At 67.2% G+C, this 18557-nt stretch carries 16 protein-coding genes and 2 pseudogenes; 11 read left to right on the top strand and 7 right to left on the bottom strand.

From position 1 onward, the window contains the following. Positions 1-14: 14 nt before the first annotated feature. The 4 genes from CA606_RS05470 to CA606_RS05455 all read left to right on the top strand — a co-directional run bounded on the left by CA606_RS05470 (position 15) and on the right by CA606_RS05455 (position 3311). Positions 15-1226, top strand: coding sequence for an NADP-dependent isocitrate dehydrogenase (locus CA606_RS05470; protein ID WP_096052046.1), 1212 nt, complete (start codon positions 15-17; stop codon positions 1224-1226). A gap of 141 nt (positions 1227-1367) precedes the next feature. Further along, on the top strand, positions 1368-1946 hold the full coding sequence (locus CA606_RS05465; protein ID WP_096052047.1) for a DUF2939 domain-containing protein: 579 nt from the start codon (positions 1368-1370) through the stop codon (positions 1944-1946). A gap of 13 nt (positions 1947-1959) precedes the next feature. Next, complete coding sequence (locus tag CA606_RS05460; protein ID WP_096053860.1) at positions 1960-2901, top strand: AEC family transporter; 942 nt, start codon at positions 1960-1962, stop codon at positions 2899-2901. A gap of 32 nt (positions 2902-2933) precedes the next feature. Then, the gene (locus tag CA606_RS05455) at positions 2934-3311 is read left to right on the top strand and encodes a VOC family protein (protein ID WP_096052048.1); all 378 of its coding nucleotides are present in this window, start codon (positions 2934-2936) and stop codon (positions 3309-3311) included. An 87-nt stretch (positions 3312-3398) separates the two neighbouring features. Here the strand turns inward: CA606_RS05455 and CA606_RS19960 are convergent. The 3 genes and pseudogenes from CA606_RS19960 to recA form a co-directional block, all read right to left on the bottom strand. Further along, a pseudogene (locus CA606_RS19960) lies at positions 3399-3506 on the bottom strand (hypothetical protein); the annotation flags it as partial. Positions 3507-3597: 91 nt separating this feature from the next. Beyond that, complete coding sequence (alaS, locus tag CA606_RS05450) at positions 3598-6240, bottom strand: alanine--tRNA ligase (RefSeq protein ID WP_096052049.1); 2643 nt, start codon at positions 6238-6240, stop codon at positions 3598-3600. 553 nt (positions 6241-6793) lie between these two features. Then, positions 6794-7864 carry a recombinase RecA gene (recA, locus tag CA606_RS05445; protein ID WP_096052050.1) on the bottom strand — a complete coding sequence of 357 codons (1071 nt, stop codon included), beginning with the start codon at positions 7862-7864 and terminating at the stop codon, positions 6794-6796. A 262-nt stretch (positions 7865-8126) separates the two neighbouring features. Between recA and CA606_RS05440 the strand changes: the two genes are divergently transcribed. Both CA606_RS05440 and CA606_RS05435 read left to right on the top strand, forming a co-directional pair. After that, positions 8127-9734 (top strand): EAL domain-containing protein, encoded by a 1608-nt coding sequence (locus CA606_RS05440; RefSeq protein ID WP_096052051.1) that lies wholly within the window; start codon positions 8127-8129, stop codon positions 9732-9734. Positions 9735-9902: 168 nt separating this feature from the next. After that, positions 9903-10055, top strand: a complete 153-nt coding sequence (locus CA606_RS05435) for a hypothetical protein (protein WP_181242796.1) — start codon at positions 9903-9905, stop codon at positions 10053-10055. 359 nt (positions 10056-10414) lie between these two features. Here the strand turns inward: CA606_RS05435 and CA606_RS05430 are convergent, their stop codons facing one another. Next, positions 10415-12238: a DUF885 domain-containing protein gene (locus tag CA606_RS05430; RefSeq protein ID WP_096052052.1), complete on the bottom strand. Its 1824-nt coding sequence runs from the start codon at positions 12236-12238 to the stop codon at positions 10415-10417. A 303-nt stretch (positions 12239-12541) separates the two neighbouring features. Between CA606_RS05430 and CA606_RS19955 the strand changes: the two are divergent. Further along, a pseudogene (locus tag CA606_RS19955) lies at positions 12542-12676 on the top strand (hypothetical protein); the annotation flags it as partial. Positions 12677-12732: 56 nt separating this feature from the next. Here CA606_RS19955 and CA606_RS05425 read toward each other — a convergent pair. Continuing rightward, positions 12733-13110, bottom strand: coding sequence for a nuclear transport factor 2 family protein (locus CA606_RS05425; protein WP_096052053.1), 378 nt, complete (start codon positions 13108-13110; stop codon positions 12733-12735). Between the two features lie 68 nt (positions 13111-13178). Between CA606_RS05425 and CA606_RS05420 the strand changes: the two genes are divergently transcribed. The 4 genes from CA606_RS05420 (at position 13179) to CA606_RS05405 (ending at position 15176) form a co-directional block, all read left to right on the top strand. Further along, on the top strand, positions 13179-13712 hold the full coding sequence (locus CA606_RS05420; protein WP_096052054.1) for a GNAT family N-acetyltransferase: 534 nt from the start codon (positions 13179-13181) through the stop codon (positions 13710-13712). A 42-nt stretch (positions 13713-13754) separates the two neighbouring features. Continuing rightward, on the top strand, positions 13755-14072 hold the full coding sequence (locus CA606_RS05415; RefSeq protein ID WP_096052055.1) for a hypothetical protein: 318 nt from the start codon (positions 13755-13757) through the stop codon (positions 14070-14072). 38 nt (positions 14073-14110) lie between these two features. Next, on the top strand, positions 14111-14524 hold the full coding sequence (locus tag CA606_RS05410; protein WP_096052056.1) for a helix-turn-helix transcriptional regulator: 414 nt from the start codon (positions 14111-14113) through the stop codon (positions 14522-14524). A 133-nt stretch (positions 14525-14657) separates the two neighbouring features. Beyond that, a complete protein-coding gene (locus tag CA606_RS05405) occupies positions 14658-15176 on the top strand; it encodes a DUF4199 domain-containing protein (RefSeq protein WP_096052057.1) in 519 nt (172 codons plus the stop codon). Between the two features lie 114 nt (positions 15177-15290). Here CA606_RS05405 and cckA read toward each other — a convergent pair whose 3' ends face one another. After that, the gene (cckA, locus tag CA606_RS05400; protein ID WP_096052058.1) at positions 15291-17366 is read right to left on the bottom strand and encodes a cell cycle histidine kinase CckA; all 2076 of its coding nucleotides are present in this window, start codon (positions 17364-17366) and stop codon (positions 15291-15293) included. Positions 17367-17468: 102 nt separating this feature from the next. Then, positions 17469-18554 carry a flagellar biosynthesis protein FlhB gene (gene flhB / locus CA606_RS05395; RefSeq protein ID WP_096052059.1) on the bottom strand — a complete coding sequence of 362 codons (1086 nt, stop codon included), beginning with the start codon at positions 18552-18554 and terminating at the stop codon, positions 17469-17471. Positions 18555-18557 lie beyond the last annotated feature (3 nt).

The raw sequence follows: 18557 nt of genomic DNA, 5'->3' as shown, positions 1-18557 counted from the left end.
GGAACATCCCCGCAATGGCCAAGATCAAAGTCGCCAATCCCGTCGTCGACATGGACGGCGATGAAATGACCCGCATCATCTGGAAGCTCATCAAGGACAAGCTGATCTTCCCGTACCTGGATCTGGAACTCGACTACTACGACCTGTCGGTCGAGAATCGGGACGCCACTGACGACCAGGTGACGATCGACGCGGCCAACGCCACCAAGCGCCACGGCGTCGCCGTCAAGTGCGCCACCATCACCCCCGACGAGCAACGCGTCGAGGAGTTCAAGCTCAAGAAGATGTGGAAGTCGCCCAACGGCACCATCCGCAACATCCTGGGCGGCGTGATCTTCCGTGAGCCGATCATCTGCCAGAACGTGCCGCGCCTGGTGCCGGGCTGGACCCAGCCGATCATCGTCGGCCGCCACGCGTTCGGCGACCAGTACAAGGCCACCGACTTCCTGTTCCCGGGCAAGGGCACCCTGACGATGAAGTTCGTCGGCGAGGACGGCTCGGTCATCGAGCACGAGATCTACAAGGCCCCCGGTGCCGGCGTGGCCATGGGCATGTACAATCTGGACGAGTCGATCCGCGACTTCGCCCACGCCTCGTTCGCCTACGGCCTGGCCCGCAACTATCCGGTCTATCTCTCCACCAAGAACACGATCCTGAAAGCCTATGACGGCCGCTTCAAGGACATCTTCCAGGAGATCTTCGACGCGCATTACGCCGAGCAGTTCAAGGCCGCCGGCATCCACTACGAGCACCGCCTGATCGACGACATGGTGGCCTCGGCCCTCAAGTGGTCGGGCGGCTACGTCTGGGCCTGCAAGAACTACGACGGCGACGTGCAGTCGGACATCGTCGCCCAGGGCTTCGGCTCGCTGGGCCTGATGACCTCGGTGCTAATGACCCCGGACGGCCAGACGGTGGAAGCCGAAGCCGCCCACGGCACCGTGACCCGCCACTACCGCCAGCACCAGAAGGGTCAGAGCACCTCGACCAACTCGATCGCCTCGATCTTCGCCTGGACGCGTGGCCTGGCCCACCGCGCCAAGCTGGACGACAACCAGGACCTGGCCAACTTCGCCCTGACCCTGGAAAAGGTCTGCGTCGACACCGTCGAAAGCGGCTTCATGACCAAGGACCTGGCCCTGCTGGTCGGCGACAAGCAAGGCTGGCTGACCACCGAAGGCTTCCTCGACAAGATCGACGAGAACCTGAAGAAGGCCATGGCCTAAAAACTCTGGGCCTCTAGCCCATGAGTGAAGCGCCCCGGAGGTCCTCCTCCGGGGCGTTTTTCTTGGGCGCCCGTCACGCGCGAGCGGTCTTGCGAGGCGCGCCGAGACCTGATCTATCCGCGTTAACCTTTCGGAGGCGGCATGACTCTGCAAAAGCGGATCTGGGACCTGATCGTGCTGGCGATCTTCGCGTTCGCCGCCGCCTTCGCGAGCGCGCCTTGGTTCGCCTTCCGCGCGCTGAAGGCCGCCGCGCAGTACGAGGATGTCCAGGCGATCGGGCAACTGGTCGATTTCCCGGCCGTGCGCCGCAGCCTGACCGGGCAGTTGATCGCCGACGCCCCGGCCGCCAAGCCCGAAGCCCCATCGCTGTGGCGCGATCCGATGAGCGTCTTCAAGAAGGCCATCGAGCCCATCGCCCCGCCTGAGCCCAAGGTCGATCGCTACCTGACCGTGGCCGGCGTCTCGGCCCTGACGCGGGGCTACGCGCCCGGCAAGGCGCCGCCCGCCTCGCGCCGCGACGACTCGCTGGGCGGCCAGATCCGCGACACGGTGCGCGGCCCCTACCCCGGCATCGCCTATTGGGATCCCAACCGCGTGCGGATCTCGGTCAAGCGTCCTGACGCCAGCCGCAAGGTCACGATCTTCACCTTCGAGCGTAAGGCGCTGTTCACCTGGAAGCTGGTGCATATCCGCCTGCCGGGCGACGAGCGCCAGGGCTGATCCAACCGCCGTGATCGCGCTCGTTGTCGATGTCGCCGGGCGCGTCTGGCCATTCTTTCTGCTGGTCGCCGCAGGCGTCGCGCTCGCTCGGCTACAGCTGTTCGACGCACGGATGACGCAGGGCCTCTCGGCCTATGTCTATTGGGTGGGTTTCCCCGCCTTGCTCGTCCATTCCCTGTCGCGCCTGGGCCGCCCGGGCCCTGAACTGACGGCGGGGCTGGCGGCCTATGCGCTGGTGGGCCTGCTGGTCATGGGCGGCCTGCTGGTTGTCGGGCGCCTTCTGGGCTGGACCCGAGGCGAGCGCGCGGGGGCCGCCATGGCGTCTGGCGTCGGCAACAGCGCCTTCCTGGCGCTTCCCGTCACCGCCGCCGTGCTGGGGCCCGAGACGGCCCGTCTGGTGGCCGGCGCGGTGGCGGCCGACTTCGTGGTGCTGGCGGCGACCGGGGTGGGCCTTCTGGGCTGGGCGGCCGGACGATCGGTCTGGCGCTCGACGGCGCAGGCCTTCCGCAATCCGGTGGTGGCGGCCGCCTTGCTGGGCCTGCTCCTGGCGTTGCTGGATCTGGCCCTGCCCCAGCCCCTGGACCGCGCCGTCGGCATGGCGGCGGCCTCGGGCAGTCCGGTGGGCCTTGTCGCCCTGGGGGCGGCGCTGGGCCTTCGCCAGACCGAGGACGAGCCCGCGCCGGCCAGCGCCCCCATCGCTCTGGCCGCGCTCGCCAAGCTGCTGGTCTTCCCCCTGCTGGTCTGGTGGATGATCGGCCTGACGCCCGCGCCTGCGGCGTTCCGGGCCGGCGCGACCCTGGTGGCCGCCGCGCCGACGGCGGTGAACGTCTTCATCCAGACCCGCGCCTACGGCGTCTGGCCGCGCGGCGCGGCGCGGACCGTAGCGCTGACGACCGCCATCTCGATCGTCTCCCTGTCGCTGGTGGCGATCCTGCTGACAGCCGGTGTCAGCTAGGCGGCTAAGGTCTTCTCCAAGAGGAGACCGACATGATCAGCTACATCACCATCGGCGCCAGCGACCCCGACCGGGCTGGCGCCTTCTATGACGCGGCCCTGGGCGCGCTGGGCAATCAGCGGCTTTGGCGACAAGGCGACTGGATCGGCTATGGGCCAGACCCCGAGCACGCCACGCTGATGATCTGCTCGCCAGAGAACGGCGAACCCGCCAAGGCCGGCAACGGCATCATGATCGGATTGAAGGCCGAGTCGCCTGAGCAGGTCGACGCCTTCCACGCCGCCGCCATGGCCCATGGCGGCGTCTGCGCCGGCCCGCCCGGACCGCGTCCGACCTATGGCGAGGGCTACTACCTGGCCTATGTCCGCGATCCCGACGGCAACAAGCTGGCCGCGTTCTTCAAGGGCTGAGGCAGCCGGCGTCCGCCGCGAAACGGCGGACGCCACACCCTCGATCTTGGTCGCATTCGCGTTGAGCGCCGGCGCTCGATGCGGATGGAAATCCTCGTCCTTCGACAAGCTCAGGATGAGGATTTTGTGCGACCCTGCGCCAACAGTCGTCCTCACCCTGAGCCTGTCAAAAGGCGAGGACGGCGACCACGACGCCATCAACACCCCCGTCAAAGCCGCCAACAAAAAAGCCCACCGCTCCGCGACGGAGGGTGGGCCTTGTTGTTTGGCGTGAGCGCTTCGAGCCTTAGCCCGCCAGCGCCGCCTTGACGGCCGCCAGGCCCTCTTCGGCCTTGCTGTCATCCGGCGCGCCGCCTTGGGCGAAGTCGGCCTTGCCGCCTGCACCCTGCCCGCCCATGGCGATCACGGCGGCCTTGGCGAGGTCAGCGGCGCTGAACTTGCCCGTCAGATCGGCGGTGACCGCCACCGTCACGGCGGCCTTGCCGTCCGACGTACCGACCAGGGCGACGACGCCGCTGGTGAGCTGTTTCTTGAACTCCTCGGCCACGCCGCGCAGCTCCTTGCCGCCGACGCCGTCCAGGACGCGGGCGATCAGGGCCGTGCCATTGATGTCCTCAGGACCCGAGGCCGCGCCGCCGCCGCCCAGGGCCAGCTGCTTCTTGGCCTCGGCCAGCTCCTTCTCGAGACGCTTACGGTCGGCGATCAGGGCGTCGACGCGGGTGGCGACTTCGGCCACCGGGGTCTTGAACTGGTCAGCCAGCGCCTTGGCGACGCCCGCCTGGTCCAGCAGGAAGCGGCGGGCCGCCTCGCCGGTCAGGGCCTCGATGCGGCGCACGCCGGCGGCGACGCCTTGCTCGGAGACGATCTTGAACAGGGCGATGTCGCCGGTGCGGGCGACGTGGGTGCCGCCGCACAGTTCGACCGAATAGGCCTTGGCCTCATCGGCCAGCGACTTGCCGAGCGTCAGGACGCGGACGCTGTCGCCGTACTTTTCGCCGAACAGCGCCACGGCGCCGGCCTCGATGGCCTCCTGCGGGGCCATTTCCTTAGTCTCGGCGGGGACGTTCTGGCGGATGACCTCGTTGACCTCGGCCTCGATGCGGTCGAGCTCGTCGGGCGTCAGCGGACCGCCGTGGCTGAAGTCGAAGCGCATGCGCTCACCATCGACCATCTGGCCCTTCTGGGCGACGTGCGGGCCCAGCACATGGTGCAGGGCGGCGTGCACCAGGTGGGCGGCCGAGTGGTTGGAGCGGGTGGTGTGGCGACGATCGGCGTCGACCGAGGCGACGACCTGGTCGCCGACCTTCAGGTCGCTCGCCAGTTCGACGCGGTGGACGTGCAGCTCGCCGGCCTGCTTCTGGGTGTCGATGACGCGGCTCTCGCGGCCATGGGCCTCGATGACGCCGGTGTCGCCGGCCTGACCGCCGCTTTCGGCGTAGAAGCTGGTGCGGTCCAGCAGGACCTCGACGGTTTGCCCGGCCGAAGCGCTCTCGACCTCGGCGCCGTCCACGACGATCGCCTTCACCACGCCGGTGGTCTCGGTGGTCTCATAGCCGACGAAGTCGGTGGCGCCGGCCTTTTCCTTGATCGAGAACCAGGCCGCCGCCGCGCCTTGCTGGCCAGAGCCCGCCCAGTTGGCGCGCGCCATCTCGCGCTGCTTCTGCATGGCCGCGTCGAAGGCGTCGGTGTCGACCGTCAGGCCCTTGGCGCGGACGGCGTCCTGCGTCAGGTCCAGCGGGAAGCCATAGGTGTCGTAGAGCTTGAAGGCGGTCTCGCCGTCCAGCACGCCGCCGGCGGCCAGGTTGGCGGTGGCCTCGTCCAGCAAGCCCATGCCGCGACCCAGCGTGGTGCGGAAGCGCTCTTCTTCCTGGCGCAGGGTCTCGACGATCGAGGCCTCGGCGCGGCGCAGTTCCGGATAGGCCTGGCCCATCTCGCGGACCAGGGTCGGAGCCAGGCGGTGCATCAGGGGCTCGCTGGCGCCCAGCAGATAGGCGTGGCGCATGGCGCGGCGCATGATCCGGCGCAGGACGTAGCCGCGGCCCTCGTTCGACGGCGACACGCCATCAGCCAGCAGGAACGAGGACGAACGCAGGTGGTCGGCGATCACGCGGTGCGACGGCGCCTGGGCGCCCTCGGCCTTGACGCCGGTCAGCTCGACGCTGGCGGCGATCAGGGCCTTGAAGAGGTCGATGTCGTAGTTGTCGTGCTGGCCCTGCAGCACGGCGGCGATCCGCTCCAGGCCCATGCCGGTGTCGATCGAGGGCTTGGGCAGGCTGATGCGCTCACCGCCGGCCAGCTGCTCGAACTGCATGAACACCAGGTTCCAGATCTCGATGAAGCGGTCGCCGTCTTCATCGGGGCTGCCGGGAGGGCCGCCCGCGATGTGGGGGCCGTGGTCGAAGAAGATTTCCGAGCACGGACCGCAGGGGCCGGTGTCGCCCATGGACCAGAAGTTGTCGCTGGTGGGAATGCGGATGATGCGGTCGTCGGACAGGCCGGCGATCTTCTTCCACAGGTCGGCCGCCTCGTCGTCGGTGTGGTAGACCGTGACCAGCAGCTTGTCCTTGGGCAGCTTGAATTCGCCGGTCAGCAGGGTCCAGGCGTGGTGGATCGCCTGTTCCTTGAAGTAGTCGCCGAACGAGAAGTTGCCCAGCATCTCGAAGAAGGTGTGGTGGCGGGCGGTGTAGCCGACATTGTCCAGGTCGTTGTGCTTGCCGCCGGCGCGGACGCACTTTTGCGAGCTGGCCGCGCGCGGATGGGCCGGGGTCTCGGCGCCCGTGAACACGTTCTTGAACGGCACCATGCCGGCGTTGACGAACAGCAGGGTCGGATCGTTCTGCGGCACCAGCGGCGCCGACGGCGTCACGGCGTGATCGGCCTTGCCGAAGTAGTCGAGGAAGGTGCTGCGGATCTCGTTCAAGCTGGGCATGAGCGTCTCAAAGTCTTGAATACCGGTCCGGCGAGCGGCCGGAAGTCGGGCGCTGCATAGCGCGGTTTTCGGCGAAGGGGAAACAGGCTTGGCGGTGGGGGCGCGGGTTGCGGCGGAAAAGGACCTGTTTGCCGCAGTCCGCTCACCCCGCGCTCGCCGGGTGGCTGTGTCGTTAGCCGGCGTGGGCGCGGGCGGAGATGGGGGGGTAAGGCGGCGCCCGTGCGTCCTTCGAGGCTCGCCTTCGGCTCACGCCTCAGGATGAGGAACACTGCTGCTGAAGACCTCATCCTGAGGTGCGCGCTCTTGAGCGCGCCTCGAAGGACGCAACAACGCCAAGGTCCGCTCAGGGGTGAAACCCGACGTTCCCGCGGCATGCCGCCCCCATCAAGCCGAGGTGCCACGGCCCGACCTCTCGGCTAAAAAGAGTAGGCCGCCTGGCATGGGGTCCAGGCGGCCTGATCGCGGCCTTCGCGGCGGTCCGCCGCGGGCGTGTTGAAGGCGGGGAACGCCCGCGAATGCGGGCGAAGGCCGCGAAACCCTTGAGCCTCCGGGCCTAGTCCTCTTCGCCCTCCTCCGGGCCGCCGACCAGAAGCTCTTCCTCGATCTTCTGCGACGACTTGCGGACGGCGGCTTCGATGGAAGCGGCGATGTCGGGGTTGGTCTTCAGGAACTCGCGAACATTGTCACGGCCCTGGCCGATACGCTGGCTGCCGTAAGAGAACCACGAGCCGGCCTTGTCGATGATCCCGGCCTTGACGCCCAGGTCGATGACTTCGCCCAGCTTGGAGATGCCCTCGCCGTACATGATGTCGAACTCGACCTCGCGGAACGGCGGGGCCACCTTGTTCTTGACCACCTTCACGCGGACATTGTTGCCGATGATCTCGTCGCGCGCCTTCACCGAGCCGGTGCGGCGGATGTCGAGACGCACCGAGGCGTAGAACTTCAGCGCGTTGCCGCCCGTGGTCGTCTCGGGGCTGCCGTACATCACACCGATCTTGTGACGGATCTGGTTGATGAAGATGACGATGGTGTTGGCCTTGTTGATCGAGGCCGTCAGCTTGCGCAGCGCCTGGCTCATCAAACGCGCCTGAAGACCCGGCAGGCTGTCGCCCATCTCGCCTTCGATTTCAGCCTTGGGCGTCAGGGCCGCCACGGAGTCGATCACGACGATGTCGACGGCGCCCGAGCGCACCAGGGTGTCGGTGATCTCCAGCGCCTGTTCGCCGTTGTCGGGCTGCGAGACCAGCAGGTTGTCGAGATTGACGCCCAGCTTGAAGGCGTAGGACGGGTCCAGCGCGTGCTCGGCGTCGACGAAGGCGGCGGTGCCGCCGGCCTTCTGCACCTCGGCCACCACGTGCAGGGCCAAGGTCGTCTTGCCCGAGCTTTCCGGGCCGTAGACCTCAATGATCCGCCCCTTGGGCAGACCGCCGATGCCCAGCGCGATATCGAGGCCGAGAGAGCCCGTGGAGACCGACTCGATCTCGACCTTGCCCTTCTCGCCCAGCTTCATCACCGAGCCCTTGCCGAACGCGCGGTCGATCTGGGCGAGAGCCGCCTCTAGCGCGCGTTGCTTATCGCCTTCTTCCTTGGCCACGAGTTTCAAAGCCGCCTGACTAGTCATGATTGATCCGCCTTCTATTCCATGATTCCGGCCGCCCGATTGGCGCTTCGCGCGCCCCGCCTCAGCAACCTGTGGAACATGGTGAACGAGTACACGCTTTGTTCCAGGTTCGCAAGATGTTCTCATGACAGAAACGACCGTTTCTGTCGCACCCGCCGCCCACCCCCGAAACCGGAATTGGGTTTTCTAGACGCCTCGGCCGAAACCGGTCCTTAAGTCCCGGCATGCAAGGTTAGGTGGCTTACTCGGGGGGATTGCCGACTTGTCGCTGGATCCGCGTCGCCTTCTTGGTCTGGCCTTCGCCAGCGCCGATCTGCTGGTGGAATTGCAGAGCGGGCGCGTGCGCCTGGCCTTGGGCGCCGCCCAGAAGGTGATGGGCAAGAGCGAGGCCGCCCTGACCGGCAAGGCCTGGGCGGACCTGTTTCACGCCGACGACCGCCCCTTGATGGAAGCCATGCTCAGCTGCGCCGACGACGGCGTGCGGCGCGGTCCGGTCGTGTTGCGCCTGGCTGAACCCGGGGACAAGCACGTCCGCGTCATCCTGCGCGCCTTGCCCGAGAACGAGGGTCGCATCTCTGCGGCCATCACGGCGGCGCAATCGGCCGGTCCGCCGCTGACGGCCAGCTCGCTGCAGCCGCGCGAGTCGTTCGACGATATCGCCCAGGGCCTGTTCGAGGCCGCCCGCGTGACGGGCATCGAGCTGGAACTGGCCATGGTCGAGTTCTCCGGCCTGGGCGACATGCGCGAGGGGCTGTCTCCCGATGAGGCCGCGGCGCTGGACGTCCGGGTGGCCAGCGCGCTGCGCGCCGAAGCCCATGGCGGCGCCGCCGCCACCAAGCTGACGGACGACCGGTTCGCCCTGCTCCGCCAGCGCGACGACCGTCCCGAGAACATGATCAAGCGCCTGACCCGCATGGTCAGCGCCGAGGCCAGCGCCCATGTGGTGCCCCTTGAAGGCGGCGGCGGTTCGTCGCGGGCGATGCGCGCCCTGCGCTACGCCTTGGACGACTTCCTGCGCGAGGGCCTGAAGGACATCCCACCGATGACCCTGTCGGAGGCGATGAACCGGTCGGTCAAGCGCACCCTGGCCCGCGCCGGCGCCCTGGGCGTGGCCGTCAGCCAGCGCCGGTTCAACCTGGCCTTCCAGCCCGTCGTGTCGCTGGCCACGGGCCTTGCGCATCACCACGAGGTGCTTGTTCGCTTCGAGGACGGCGGCAGCCCGTTCGCCCTGATCCGCATGGCCGAAGAGTTCGACCTGATCGAGGAGCTCGACCACGCCATTGTCGAGCAGGCGGTCAAGAAGCTGGCCAACGATACGGAGCGCAAGCTGAAGCTGGCGGTCAATGTGTCGGGCCAGACGATCGGCAACGAGTCCTTCGTCGACCATGTGGGCCGGCTGCTCAGCAAGTTCGACGAGGCCAAGGGCCGACTGATCTTCGAGATCACCGAGACCCGCGCCATCGACAATCTGGCGGTGGCCAACCAGCACATCCAGAGCCTGCGTTCGATGGGCTCTCTGGTCTGTCTCGACGACTTCGGGGCCGGTTCGTCGTCGTTCTCCTACTTGCAGCAACTGGCGCTGGACATCGTCAAGATCGACGGTCGCTATGTGCGCGAGCTGGCCGACAACAGTCGCGACGGAGCGCTTGTGCGGCGCCTCGTGGAGCTGTGCCGCGACCTGAAGGTTCGCACGGTGGCGGAGATGGTCGAGACCGCCGAGGTCGAGGAGGTCATCCGCAATGTCGGCGTCGACTTCGCCCAAGGCTGGCTGTACGGCAAGCCGTCGGACAAGCCGCTGGCCGCCCTGCGCCCCGCCGCGCCGGTCAAGGCCGTAGCGCGACGCGCTGGCGCTGCGGATAGCTGGGGCTAGGAAAGAGCGCCCCTCCCCGACATACTATCCAGCGGTGGATTGGGCCGAAAAATTTTCGGCGGCCTCGTAGCACGTCTTTAGGCCGCTTGCACAGTCTAGCGGAGAGCGATTTCTGAGTTCATCTTAATCCTAAGTGGCCGAATGACAGCAGCGCTTAAGGAGGTTTAAATGACCGAAGATGCGATACGAGAAATATTCAAAAGGCACGGCTATATTCTACGCGGATGGCCAGGCCTTCGCAGCCTAGAAGAAGACCCAGATTTCGCCGATGGCCCAGACCTGAGCGCGGCGTATCACGAACTGAACAGCCGCCTGCGCTAACCAACCTGCTGCGGCGCGGCGCCCAATCGGCGCGCCGTAGCAGCCGTTTTCGGCCCAACCTATAGCAAATGGGCGTTGGATCGCCGGGAGCGGCCGCCAGCACCCAGACCCAGTTGACTGACATCACTTTTCCGTCGTCATCCCGGCCGGAAGACCGCGTAGCGGGCTGTAGCGCCGGGACCCAGGGGCGGCCGCAATGCGCCGGCCCCTGGGTCCCGGATAGCCTCTGCGAGGCTTCCGGGATGACAAGAGGTTTACTGTTTCTGGTACTGGGAACTTTCGCTTCCGCAAAGTGACCAGCGCCTGGAGCTTTCTGCGATCTGATACAGTCAATCAGATCGGATACTTGAAAACGCCTCCTAGGCCTTGCCGCCCTTGCTGACGATGTAGTCGTCGATCACCCGCTCGAACACGGTCAGCGGCGTCATGCCCGACAGCAGGCCCGCGTCATGGAACTCGCGGATGTCGAACTTCTTGCCGAGCGCCTTCTGAGCCTTGGCGCGGGCGCGCAGCCAGACGATCTTGCCGATCATGTAGCTGCAGGCCTGGCCCGGCCACACGACATAGCGCTCGATCTCGGTGATCGCGCCGCTTTCCTCGTCGCCCATGGTCTCGGCCATGTACTTGATGGCCTGCTCGCGGCTCCACTTCTTGTGGTGCATGCCGGTGTCAACCACCAGGCGCACGGCGCGGAATAGGGCGTCGTGCAGCATGCCGATCTGGCCGCGCGGGTCGTTCTTGTAGACGCCCATCTCGACGGCCAGTTGCTCGGAATAGAGCGCCCAGCCCTCGGTGTAGCCCGAGAAGCCGATGATCTTGCGGATCAGCGGCAGGCCCTTGGCCTCGTTCGACAGCGACAGCTGCAGATGGTGGCCCGGGACGCCTTCGTGCACGGTCAGGGTGGTCAGGGTGTACTTGGCCTGCTCCTTGGTGTCGCGCAGGTTGATCCAGTAGATCCCCGGACGCTTCCCATCCAGCGAGGGTGAGTTGTAGTAGCCGCCCGGCGCGCCGGCCTCGATGGCCTTGGGCACGCGGCGGATCTCCAGCGGCGCCTTGGGCAGCTGGCCGAAATAGGCCGGCAGCTGCTTTTCGATCCACTTGGCCTTTTCGTTCAGGTCCTTGATCAGCTGTTCCTTGGCTTCGTCCGTGTTGGGATAGAAGTCCTCGCCCAGCTTGCGCATGCGATCGCCGACCGTACCCTTGGTCATGCCGATCTTCTTGAACAGCTTGTCGGCCTCGATCTCGATCGCCTTGACCGTATCCAGGCCCAGTTGGTGGATCTCGTCCGGCGTCAGGGTGGAGGTCGTGTAGTTCTTCAGCGAGACGGCGTAGTAGTCGCCGCCGTTCTTCAGGCGCCACACACCGGCGTCATGGGTGGCCTTGCCGCGCACGCTCTCCATCAGCGCGATCTGGCGCTTGAGGGCCGGCAGCACGGAATTCTCGTAGATCTTGGAAGCCTCGCCCGCCCAGTCGCCGGCGATGTTCTTGTCCTTGGCGCGACGCGCGATCGACTTGACCAGGGTCGTCTCGGCCGTGGGCGTGTCGGCGAAGGCCTTCATCTGGATCAGGGTCTTGTCGATGACGAAGTCCGGCGGGATCACGCCATCGGCCATGTCCTGCTTGGCCAGGGCGGTTTCCTGATCCATCAGGCGCGCAAAGCCCTCCATCCGCGACAGATAGGCGTCGGCGTCGGCCTTGGTCTCGATGCTGTGCTGGGTGTCCAGGAAGTCCGGCATCTGCTGGTAGGAGCCGGTCAGCTGGCTCAGCACGTACGGCGCGCCCGAGCCGCCGCCGCCATAGCTGAACTTGCTGTTGCCTTCATCCATCACCGCCAGGATGAACTCGACGGTGTCGTAGTTGGCCGCGTCCATGCCCTTGAGCGCGCGGCGATCAATGGCGCGCAGCGCGGCCAGTTGCGTGCGGACCTCAGCCTTGCCAGCGTCAATGGCGGCGCCGGAGCGATCCGTGAGCAGCCCCTTGGTCCAGGCCAGCTCACCGCTGTCCAGGCCCAGGCCCGTCGCCGTCTCGGGCGACTGGCGCAGTTGCTTGGCCATGATCGCGTCGAACAGCGCGTTCAGCTTGGCCACCTCGCCCTCGCGGGCCAGGGCCAGGGACGGCAGACCGCCGGTGGCGGCGAAGCCGGCGGCGGCGGTGGCGAACATCATGTGACGACGATTGAGCAAGGTTTTCCTCCCCAGAGGCGTATTGAAGGACGAAGGCGTAAGCCCCGCCCGAGGCGCGGCTAAATTAATTCCGAGTCATCTTCGCGGCGAACGGGCGGACGCTCAAGCGTGCGTGTGGTCGAGGGGTCCGATCCTCCCCCTGGTGGGGGAGGATCTGCGTCTTCGTCACCGGCGTTCGCCGGGGAGGTCGGGCTTTTACCGTCGTGCGTCCTTCGAGGCTCGCCTTCGGCTCACACCTCAGGATGAGGATGACGGCTGCTGAACGCCTCATCCTGAGGTGCGCGCTCTTGAGCGCGCCTCGAAGGACGCAGGGACGCCCCCTCCGTCTCGCTGCGTATCCGCAGCGATCCACCTCCCCCGCAAGCGGGGCAGGAGCGCGGCCGCTTCCTCCTCACCCGCATCGCGGGGGAGGTGGCGCGGCGCCGATGGGCGACGTGACGGAGGGGGCGCTGAAAGGTCCGCCAAGGATCGAAGCCGCAAGTCGGCCCGTCCCATCAAGCCAAACTGACGAACAGCTCGTTCTCGATCACCCACTGCCCGGTGACCTTCTTCCAGGTCGCCAGATAGGTCCCCGACTGCTCGGCGGCGTCCTTCCAGGTTCCGACCCAGCGGCCGCGCTCGGCGGCGCGCGTCCCCTCGGCGTTGAGGGCGATCTCTTCGGTCGTGCGGACATAGGCCACGAAGCCCCTGTCGGCGAACTGGCCGGCGAAGGCGGCCAGCACGTCCTCGGCGCCCAGAAGCAGCGAGCCGTCGCCAGCGATCAGGGTGACACGCGGGTCGAAGAAGGGCCGCAGGCGCGCGGCGTCCTTGGCGGCGATCAGCTTGTTGGTCAGCTTGCGGCGCGCGGCGATGGCGTCTTGCGGCGTGGTCATGGTGGTCTTCCGGTTCGAGCCCGTCGGTGTAGCCTGCGCGGACCAAGCCTCGCAAACGCCGAGTCCCGATGCCCGCGCCGACCCTGACCACCGATCGCCTGACCCTGGCGCCGCCCACCCTCGCCGACTTCGAAGACAGCCTGGCGATGTGGATGGACCCGCTGGTGGTCAAGCATGTCGGCGGACGCCCCTTCACGGAAGAAGAAAGCTGGACGCGGCTGATGCGCGCCCGGGGCCTCTGGGAGGTGCTGGGCTTTGGCTACTGGGCGGTGCGGGAGACCGCGACGGGCCGCTATGTCGGCGAGGTCGGCTTCGGGGACCTGCGGCGCGAGCTCGAACCCAACCTCTATGGCCTGCCCGAGATGGGGTGGGTGCTGGCGGCCTGGTCGCATGGCCAGGGCTTTGGAACCGAGGCGGTCCGCGCCGGGCTGGCCTGGATCGACCAGGCCCTGGCGCCCGAGGTCGTGCCCTGCATCATCAATGTCGAGAACGCCCCCTCCATCGCCCTGGCCAACAAGGTCGGCTTCACGCTGAGGACGCAGGCGATCTACAAGGGTTCGCCGATTCTGATGATGGAGCGGCGGCGGATCCCATCCCCGTGACCCCATAACGCCCGCCGGCGCGAAACATGCTATCTGCGGACCATGGTTCGCAAAGTCACCGCCAAGCTCGTCGCCGTTCCCGATCCCACCGCCGAGGCCGACCGCGCCTGGTTCGAGGCTCATCCCGAGCGCAAATTCCGCCTGCGCGACCCCGCGCCCGTCGAGTTCAAGGACCCGCTGGGCGATCCGGGCGAAGGCTTTTCCTGGCGTGTGTTGATCGCTCGCCTGCCGGATAGCGGCCGGCTGCGACTGCCCGTTTCGCTGTCCTGGGAACTGCACAACGATCACGCCAAGGATCAGCACCTTCAGATCCTGTTCGACCAAGTCGCCCCGCCGGAGGCCAAGGCGCGCCTGTCCTGAGCCTTGACGCGCCGCTTGGTTCACGCACCCTTTCGCCCATGATCCGCACGGTCGTTCTCTGGGCGCTGGTCCTGGCGCTGGGCGCCTTCGCTCTGCAATGGCTGGAGTACGGCTTTGTCGTGCGGGCCTTCTCCTGGCAGGTCTATGTCGGGCTGGTCGGCGCCGCGTTCGCCGGGGGCGGCGTCTGGGTCGGTTGGCGGATCGCCGCTCGTGCTCGCCCCGAGATCTTCCAGCGCAACGACGCGGCCCTGGCGAGTCTTGGTCTGACGGGCCAGGAGATCAAGGTGCTGGAGCGTCTGGCGGCCGGTCGCTCGAACAAGGAGATCGCCCGCGACCTCGGCCTCTCGCCCAACACCGTCAAGACCCACGTGGGCAACCTCTACGGCAAGCTGGAGGTCAGCCGCCGAACCCAGGCGGTCGGCAAGGCGCGGGAGCTGTCGCTGATCCCCTGACCTTGCGCCCGACCTTGACCAAGGTCCGATCGGGCGAAACTGTCGATCTCACCCTTTTGGGCGATACCGCTTCGAGCAGGAAACGGGACAGCTGTCGGGGCGCGTCGCAGGGGGCGGCGCGGAGGAGGACACCATGCAACGCACCATCCTGATCCACGGCCTGATCTCCGGCGCGATTATCATCCTGGGCATCATCGCGACGATCGTCTTTTCAGCGCCGCACACCCTGTGGCTGGGCTACCTGATCATGCTGGTCGGGCTGTCGTCGATCCTGTTGGCGGTCAAGTCGCACCGCGACAAGGCGCTGGGCGGCGTCATCAAGTTCTGGCCCGCCCTGATGGTCGGCCTGGGCGTCGCGTTGGTGGCGGGGATCGCCTACGTCCTGATCTGGGAGGTCTATCTGGCGCTCACCGACTACAGCTACATGGAGCAGTATGTCGCCGCCACGCTGGCCCAAAAGAAGGCCGCCGGCCTCACCGGCGCCGAGTACGCCAAGCTGGCCTCGAGCCTGGAAGCCATGAAGCGAAGCTACGCCAACCCGCTCTTGCGCATGCCCATGACCTTCACCGAGATCTTCCCGGTCGGCGTGCTGGTCGCCCTGGTCAGCGCGGCGCTGGTGCGTAACCCGAAGTTCCTGCCGGCGAAGGCTTAAGGCGTCGCGTCCTTCGCGGCGCGCTCACGAGCGCGCACCTCAGGATGAGGCCCTATCGCCCTGAAATCCTCATCCTGAGGCGCCCGCAAAGCGGGCCTCGAAGGACGCAGAGCCTTAAGCCGCCTGCAGCTGCTGCTTGACGCGCTCGGCCAGGGTCTTGATGTCGATCGGCTTGGGCAGGAAGGTCACGCCCGTTTCGCCTTCCAACAGGTCGCTGAACTCGGCCTCGGCATAGCCCGATATGAACATCACCGGCGCGGTTCCAAGATAGCCGCGCGCCTTCTTCAGCAAGGTCGGACCGTCGATGCCCGGCATGATCACGTCGCTGATCAAGAGGTCGATCGTGCCGGCGTTTTCCTCGGCGATGATCAGGGCCTCTTCGCCGTCGGCCGCCTCAAGCACCTCATAGCCGCGGGCGCGCAGCAGGCGGGCGGCGACGCTGCGCACGGCGTCCTCGTCCTCGACGAACAGGATACGGCCGGCGCCCGACAGGTCACGGGCGGCGCGCGGCTTGGCGGGCTCTGCGACGGCCTGGACGGCGACCGCGCCGGCGGGCGCTTCATAGACCGGCAGGAAGATGCGGAAGGCCGCGCCTTCGTTCGGACGGCTGTGGACGTGGATCCAGCCGTCGCTCTGCTTGACGATGCCATAGACGGTGGCCAGGCCCAGGCCCGTCCCCTCGCCCACCGGCTTGGTGGTGAAGAACGGATCGAAGATCTTGCCCATGACGTCCGGCGGAATGCCCGGACCATCGTCGCTGACCTCGATGAAGGCGGTGTCGCCGTCGGCGGCGGGGAAACCCAGCTGGATCGCTTCGTCGCGGGTCAGGCGCGCGGTGCGGATCCGCACGACGCCGCCGCCCTTGGCCGCGCGCACGGCGTCGCGGGCGTTGACGGCCAGGTTCATCACCGCCGTCTCGAGCTGGCTCTTATCGGCGCGCACCTGCGGCAGGTCGCGGCCATAGTCGGTGATCAGCTTGACATCTTCGCGCAGCAGGCGGCGCAGCAGCACCTCGAACTCGCTGATCAGCTCGCCCAGATCCAGCACCTCGCGCTGGACGGTCTGCTTGCGCGAGAAGGCCAGCAGCTTGCGAACAAGGTCAGCCGCCCGCACGCCAGTCTGGCGGATCTCGTTCAAGCCTTCGTACGACGGGTCGCCGACGGGGTGGCGATGCAAGAGCTCGTCCAAGCGCAGCTGGATGGCGGTCAGCAGGTTGTTGAAGTCGTGCGCGACGCCGCCGGCCAGCTGACCGATGGCCTGCATCTTCTGAGCCTGGGCCAGTTGCAGCTCGATCTGCTTCTGCTCCGACACGTCGATCATGTAGGCCACCAGACGGCCTTCGGCGCGGTAGAGATAGAGATGCGCGATACGGGCGGGGTCGCGGGCCAGCCGCACCTCGTAGGGACCCGCGCGGCCTTCGTTCAGGCGCGTCTCGGCCTCGGCCCGCGAGCCGGCGTCGATCAGATCGCCGAACAGCACGCCGGCCTTGGCGCCGGTCATCGTGGTCAGCGCCGGATTGGTTTCGAGCACCCGCGAGGTGAACGGCTCCAGGCCCTCCAGCAGGGCCGCGCCGAACGGCGAGGCGCCGGCGAAGGCGTCCAGCGAGCTGGGCGGCGGGGCGGCGCGCTCGGCGACCGGCGCAGGCGAGGCGTCTTCGACGACTGGCTCGGCGACGATGATCGGCAGCAGCCGGATCAGCAGCCGGCCGCCCGCCAGCCGGGAAACCTTGGCCGTGTAGTCGATCCCGCCGGCGCTCAACACGCCGTCGGCCATCTCGCCCTTGCGGGCCTGGACCAGGGCCGCGAACAGGCTTGAGCCGGCCACGCCCTTGGGCAGTCGGCGCTGCTCGCCCATCACCTCGCGCCACGGCGCATTGGCGGCCAGGACGCGCCCGTCGGCGGCGGCCAAGGCCGCCGGCTCGCCCAGCGCCTCGATGAAGCCTTCGGCCTGATCGGCGTCACCGCCGGAAAGCGCCGAGCCTCGAATGGCCACGAGCCCCAGCACCGCGACGCCCGCAACGCCCAACAGAAGCAGCAGGCCGGCCAAGGTGGTCGGTCCGGCCTTCAGCGCCGGCGCCGCCGACAGGGCTGCGGCGGCCACGAAAAACACAGCCGCGCCGACCAGCCATGGATCAAACCGCCGGCGCGGCGCGCCGGTCGAAACCTTGTCCTGGAGCTGAGTGTCGGCCATCGGCTAGGTTGTACCTTTCTTACGGCGAGCTCGCGACTCACCCGCAATCGGAGAAACAATAGCCTTTTCTGGAGGCTAGGTCAGTTTTCCGCAGAATGTGGCTTAGAGAGGACGCGCGCGGGGCTGGGGCTTCTTTCCGTTCAGGATGAAGCTGATCACCTTGGCGACCGCTTCGAAGTGCTCGACGGGGATCTCCTCATCCACTTCGACGCTGGCGTACAGCGCGCGCGCGAGGGGCGGATCTTCCAGAACCGGCACGCCGTGCTCCTCGGCGACGGCGCGGATCTTCAAGGCCAGGTCGTCCACGCCCTTGGCCACGCACAGCGGCGCGGGCGTCTCGCCCTGCTCGTATTTCAGCGCCACGGCGTAGTGGGTCGGGTTCATGACCACGACGGTGGCCTTGGGCACGGCCTGCATCATCCGCTGACGCGAGCGCTGCATCTGGATCTGGCGGCGCTTGCCCTTGATGTGCGGATCACCGTCGGACTGCTTGAACTCGTCCTTGACCTCCTGAAGGGTCATGCGCATGCGCTTCATGAACCGCATCCGCTGCCAGAAGTAGTCGAAGGCCGAAGTGGCCACGAGCAGCAGGATCACGGCGAGCAGCAGGTTCCGCGACAGCTTCATCGCCTCGGGGATCATCGCCGCCGGGTCCATGCCGACCAGATTGCGGACCTCGCCGACGTGCGGCTTGAGCACGAAATAGGCGATCACGCCGGTGACCAGGAACTTCACCGCCGACTTCAGAAACTGAACGAGGCCGTCCGGGCCGAAGATGCGACCCATGCCCTTGATCAGGTCCAGCTTCTGGAAGTCCGGCTTGATCTTGTCGGGCGTAAACAGCAAGCCGCTCTGGGCGATGTGGGCCGCCGCGCCGGCGAAGCCTGTGACCACCATGACCAGAACCAACGGCGGTAGCGCGGCCATCAGGGCCTGCTTCAGCACCACCATGGCCCCGCCGCTGGTCAGGTCGATCGTGCCGGCGTGAGCGATGAACGGCGTCAGGGCCGCCATCAGATCGCGGGTCAGCCAGCCTCCCGCCAGCAGGATCACCGACACCGCCCCGGCCAGCGAGGCCAGCTGCGGGATGTCGGCCGACTTGACGACATCGCCCTTGGCGCGGGCGTCCGACAGCTTCTTGGCTGAGGGTTCTTCTGTTTTCGATTCTGGATCTGAGTCTTCCGCCATGCG

This window comes from Caulobacter vibrioides (genome assembly GCF_002310375.3).
Taxonomy (GTDB): Bacteria; Pseudomonadota; Alphaproteobacteria; order Caulobacterales; family Caulobacteraceae; genus Caulobacter; species Caulobacter vibrioides_D.
Note: the sequence above shows the minus strand (reverse complement) of the source record. Positions and strands in the feature narration are given on the sequence as shown.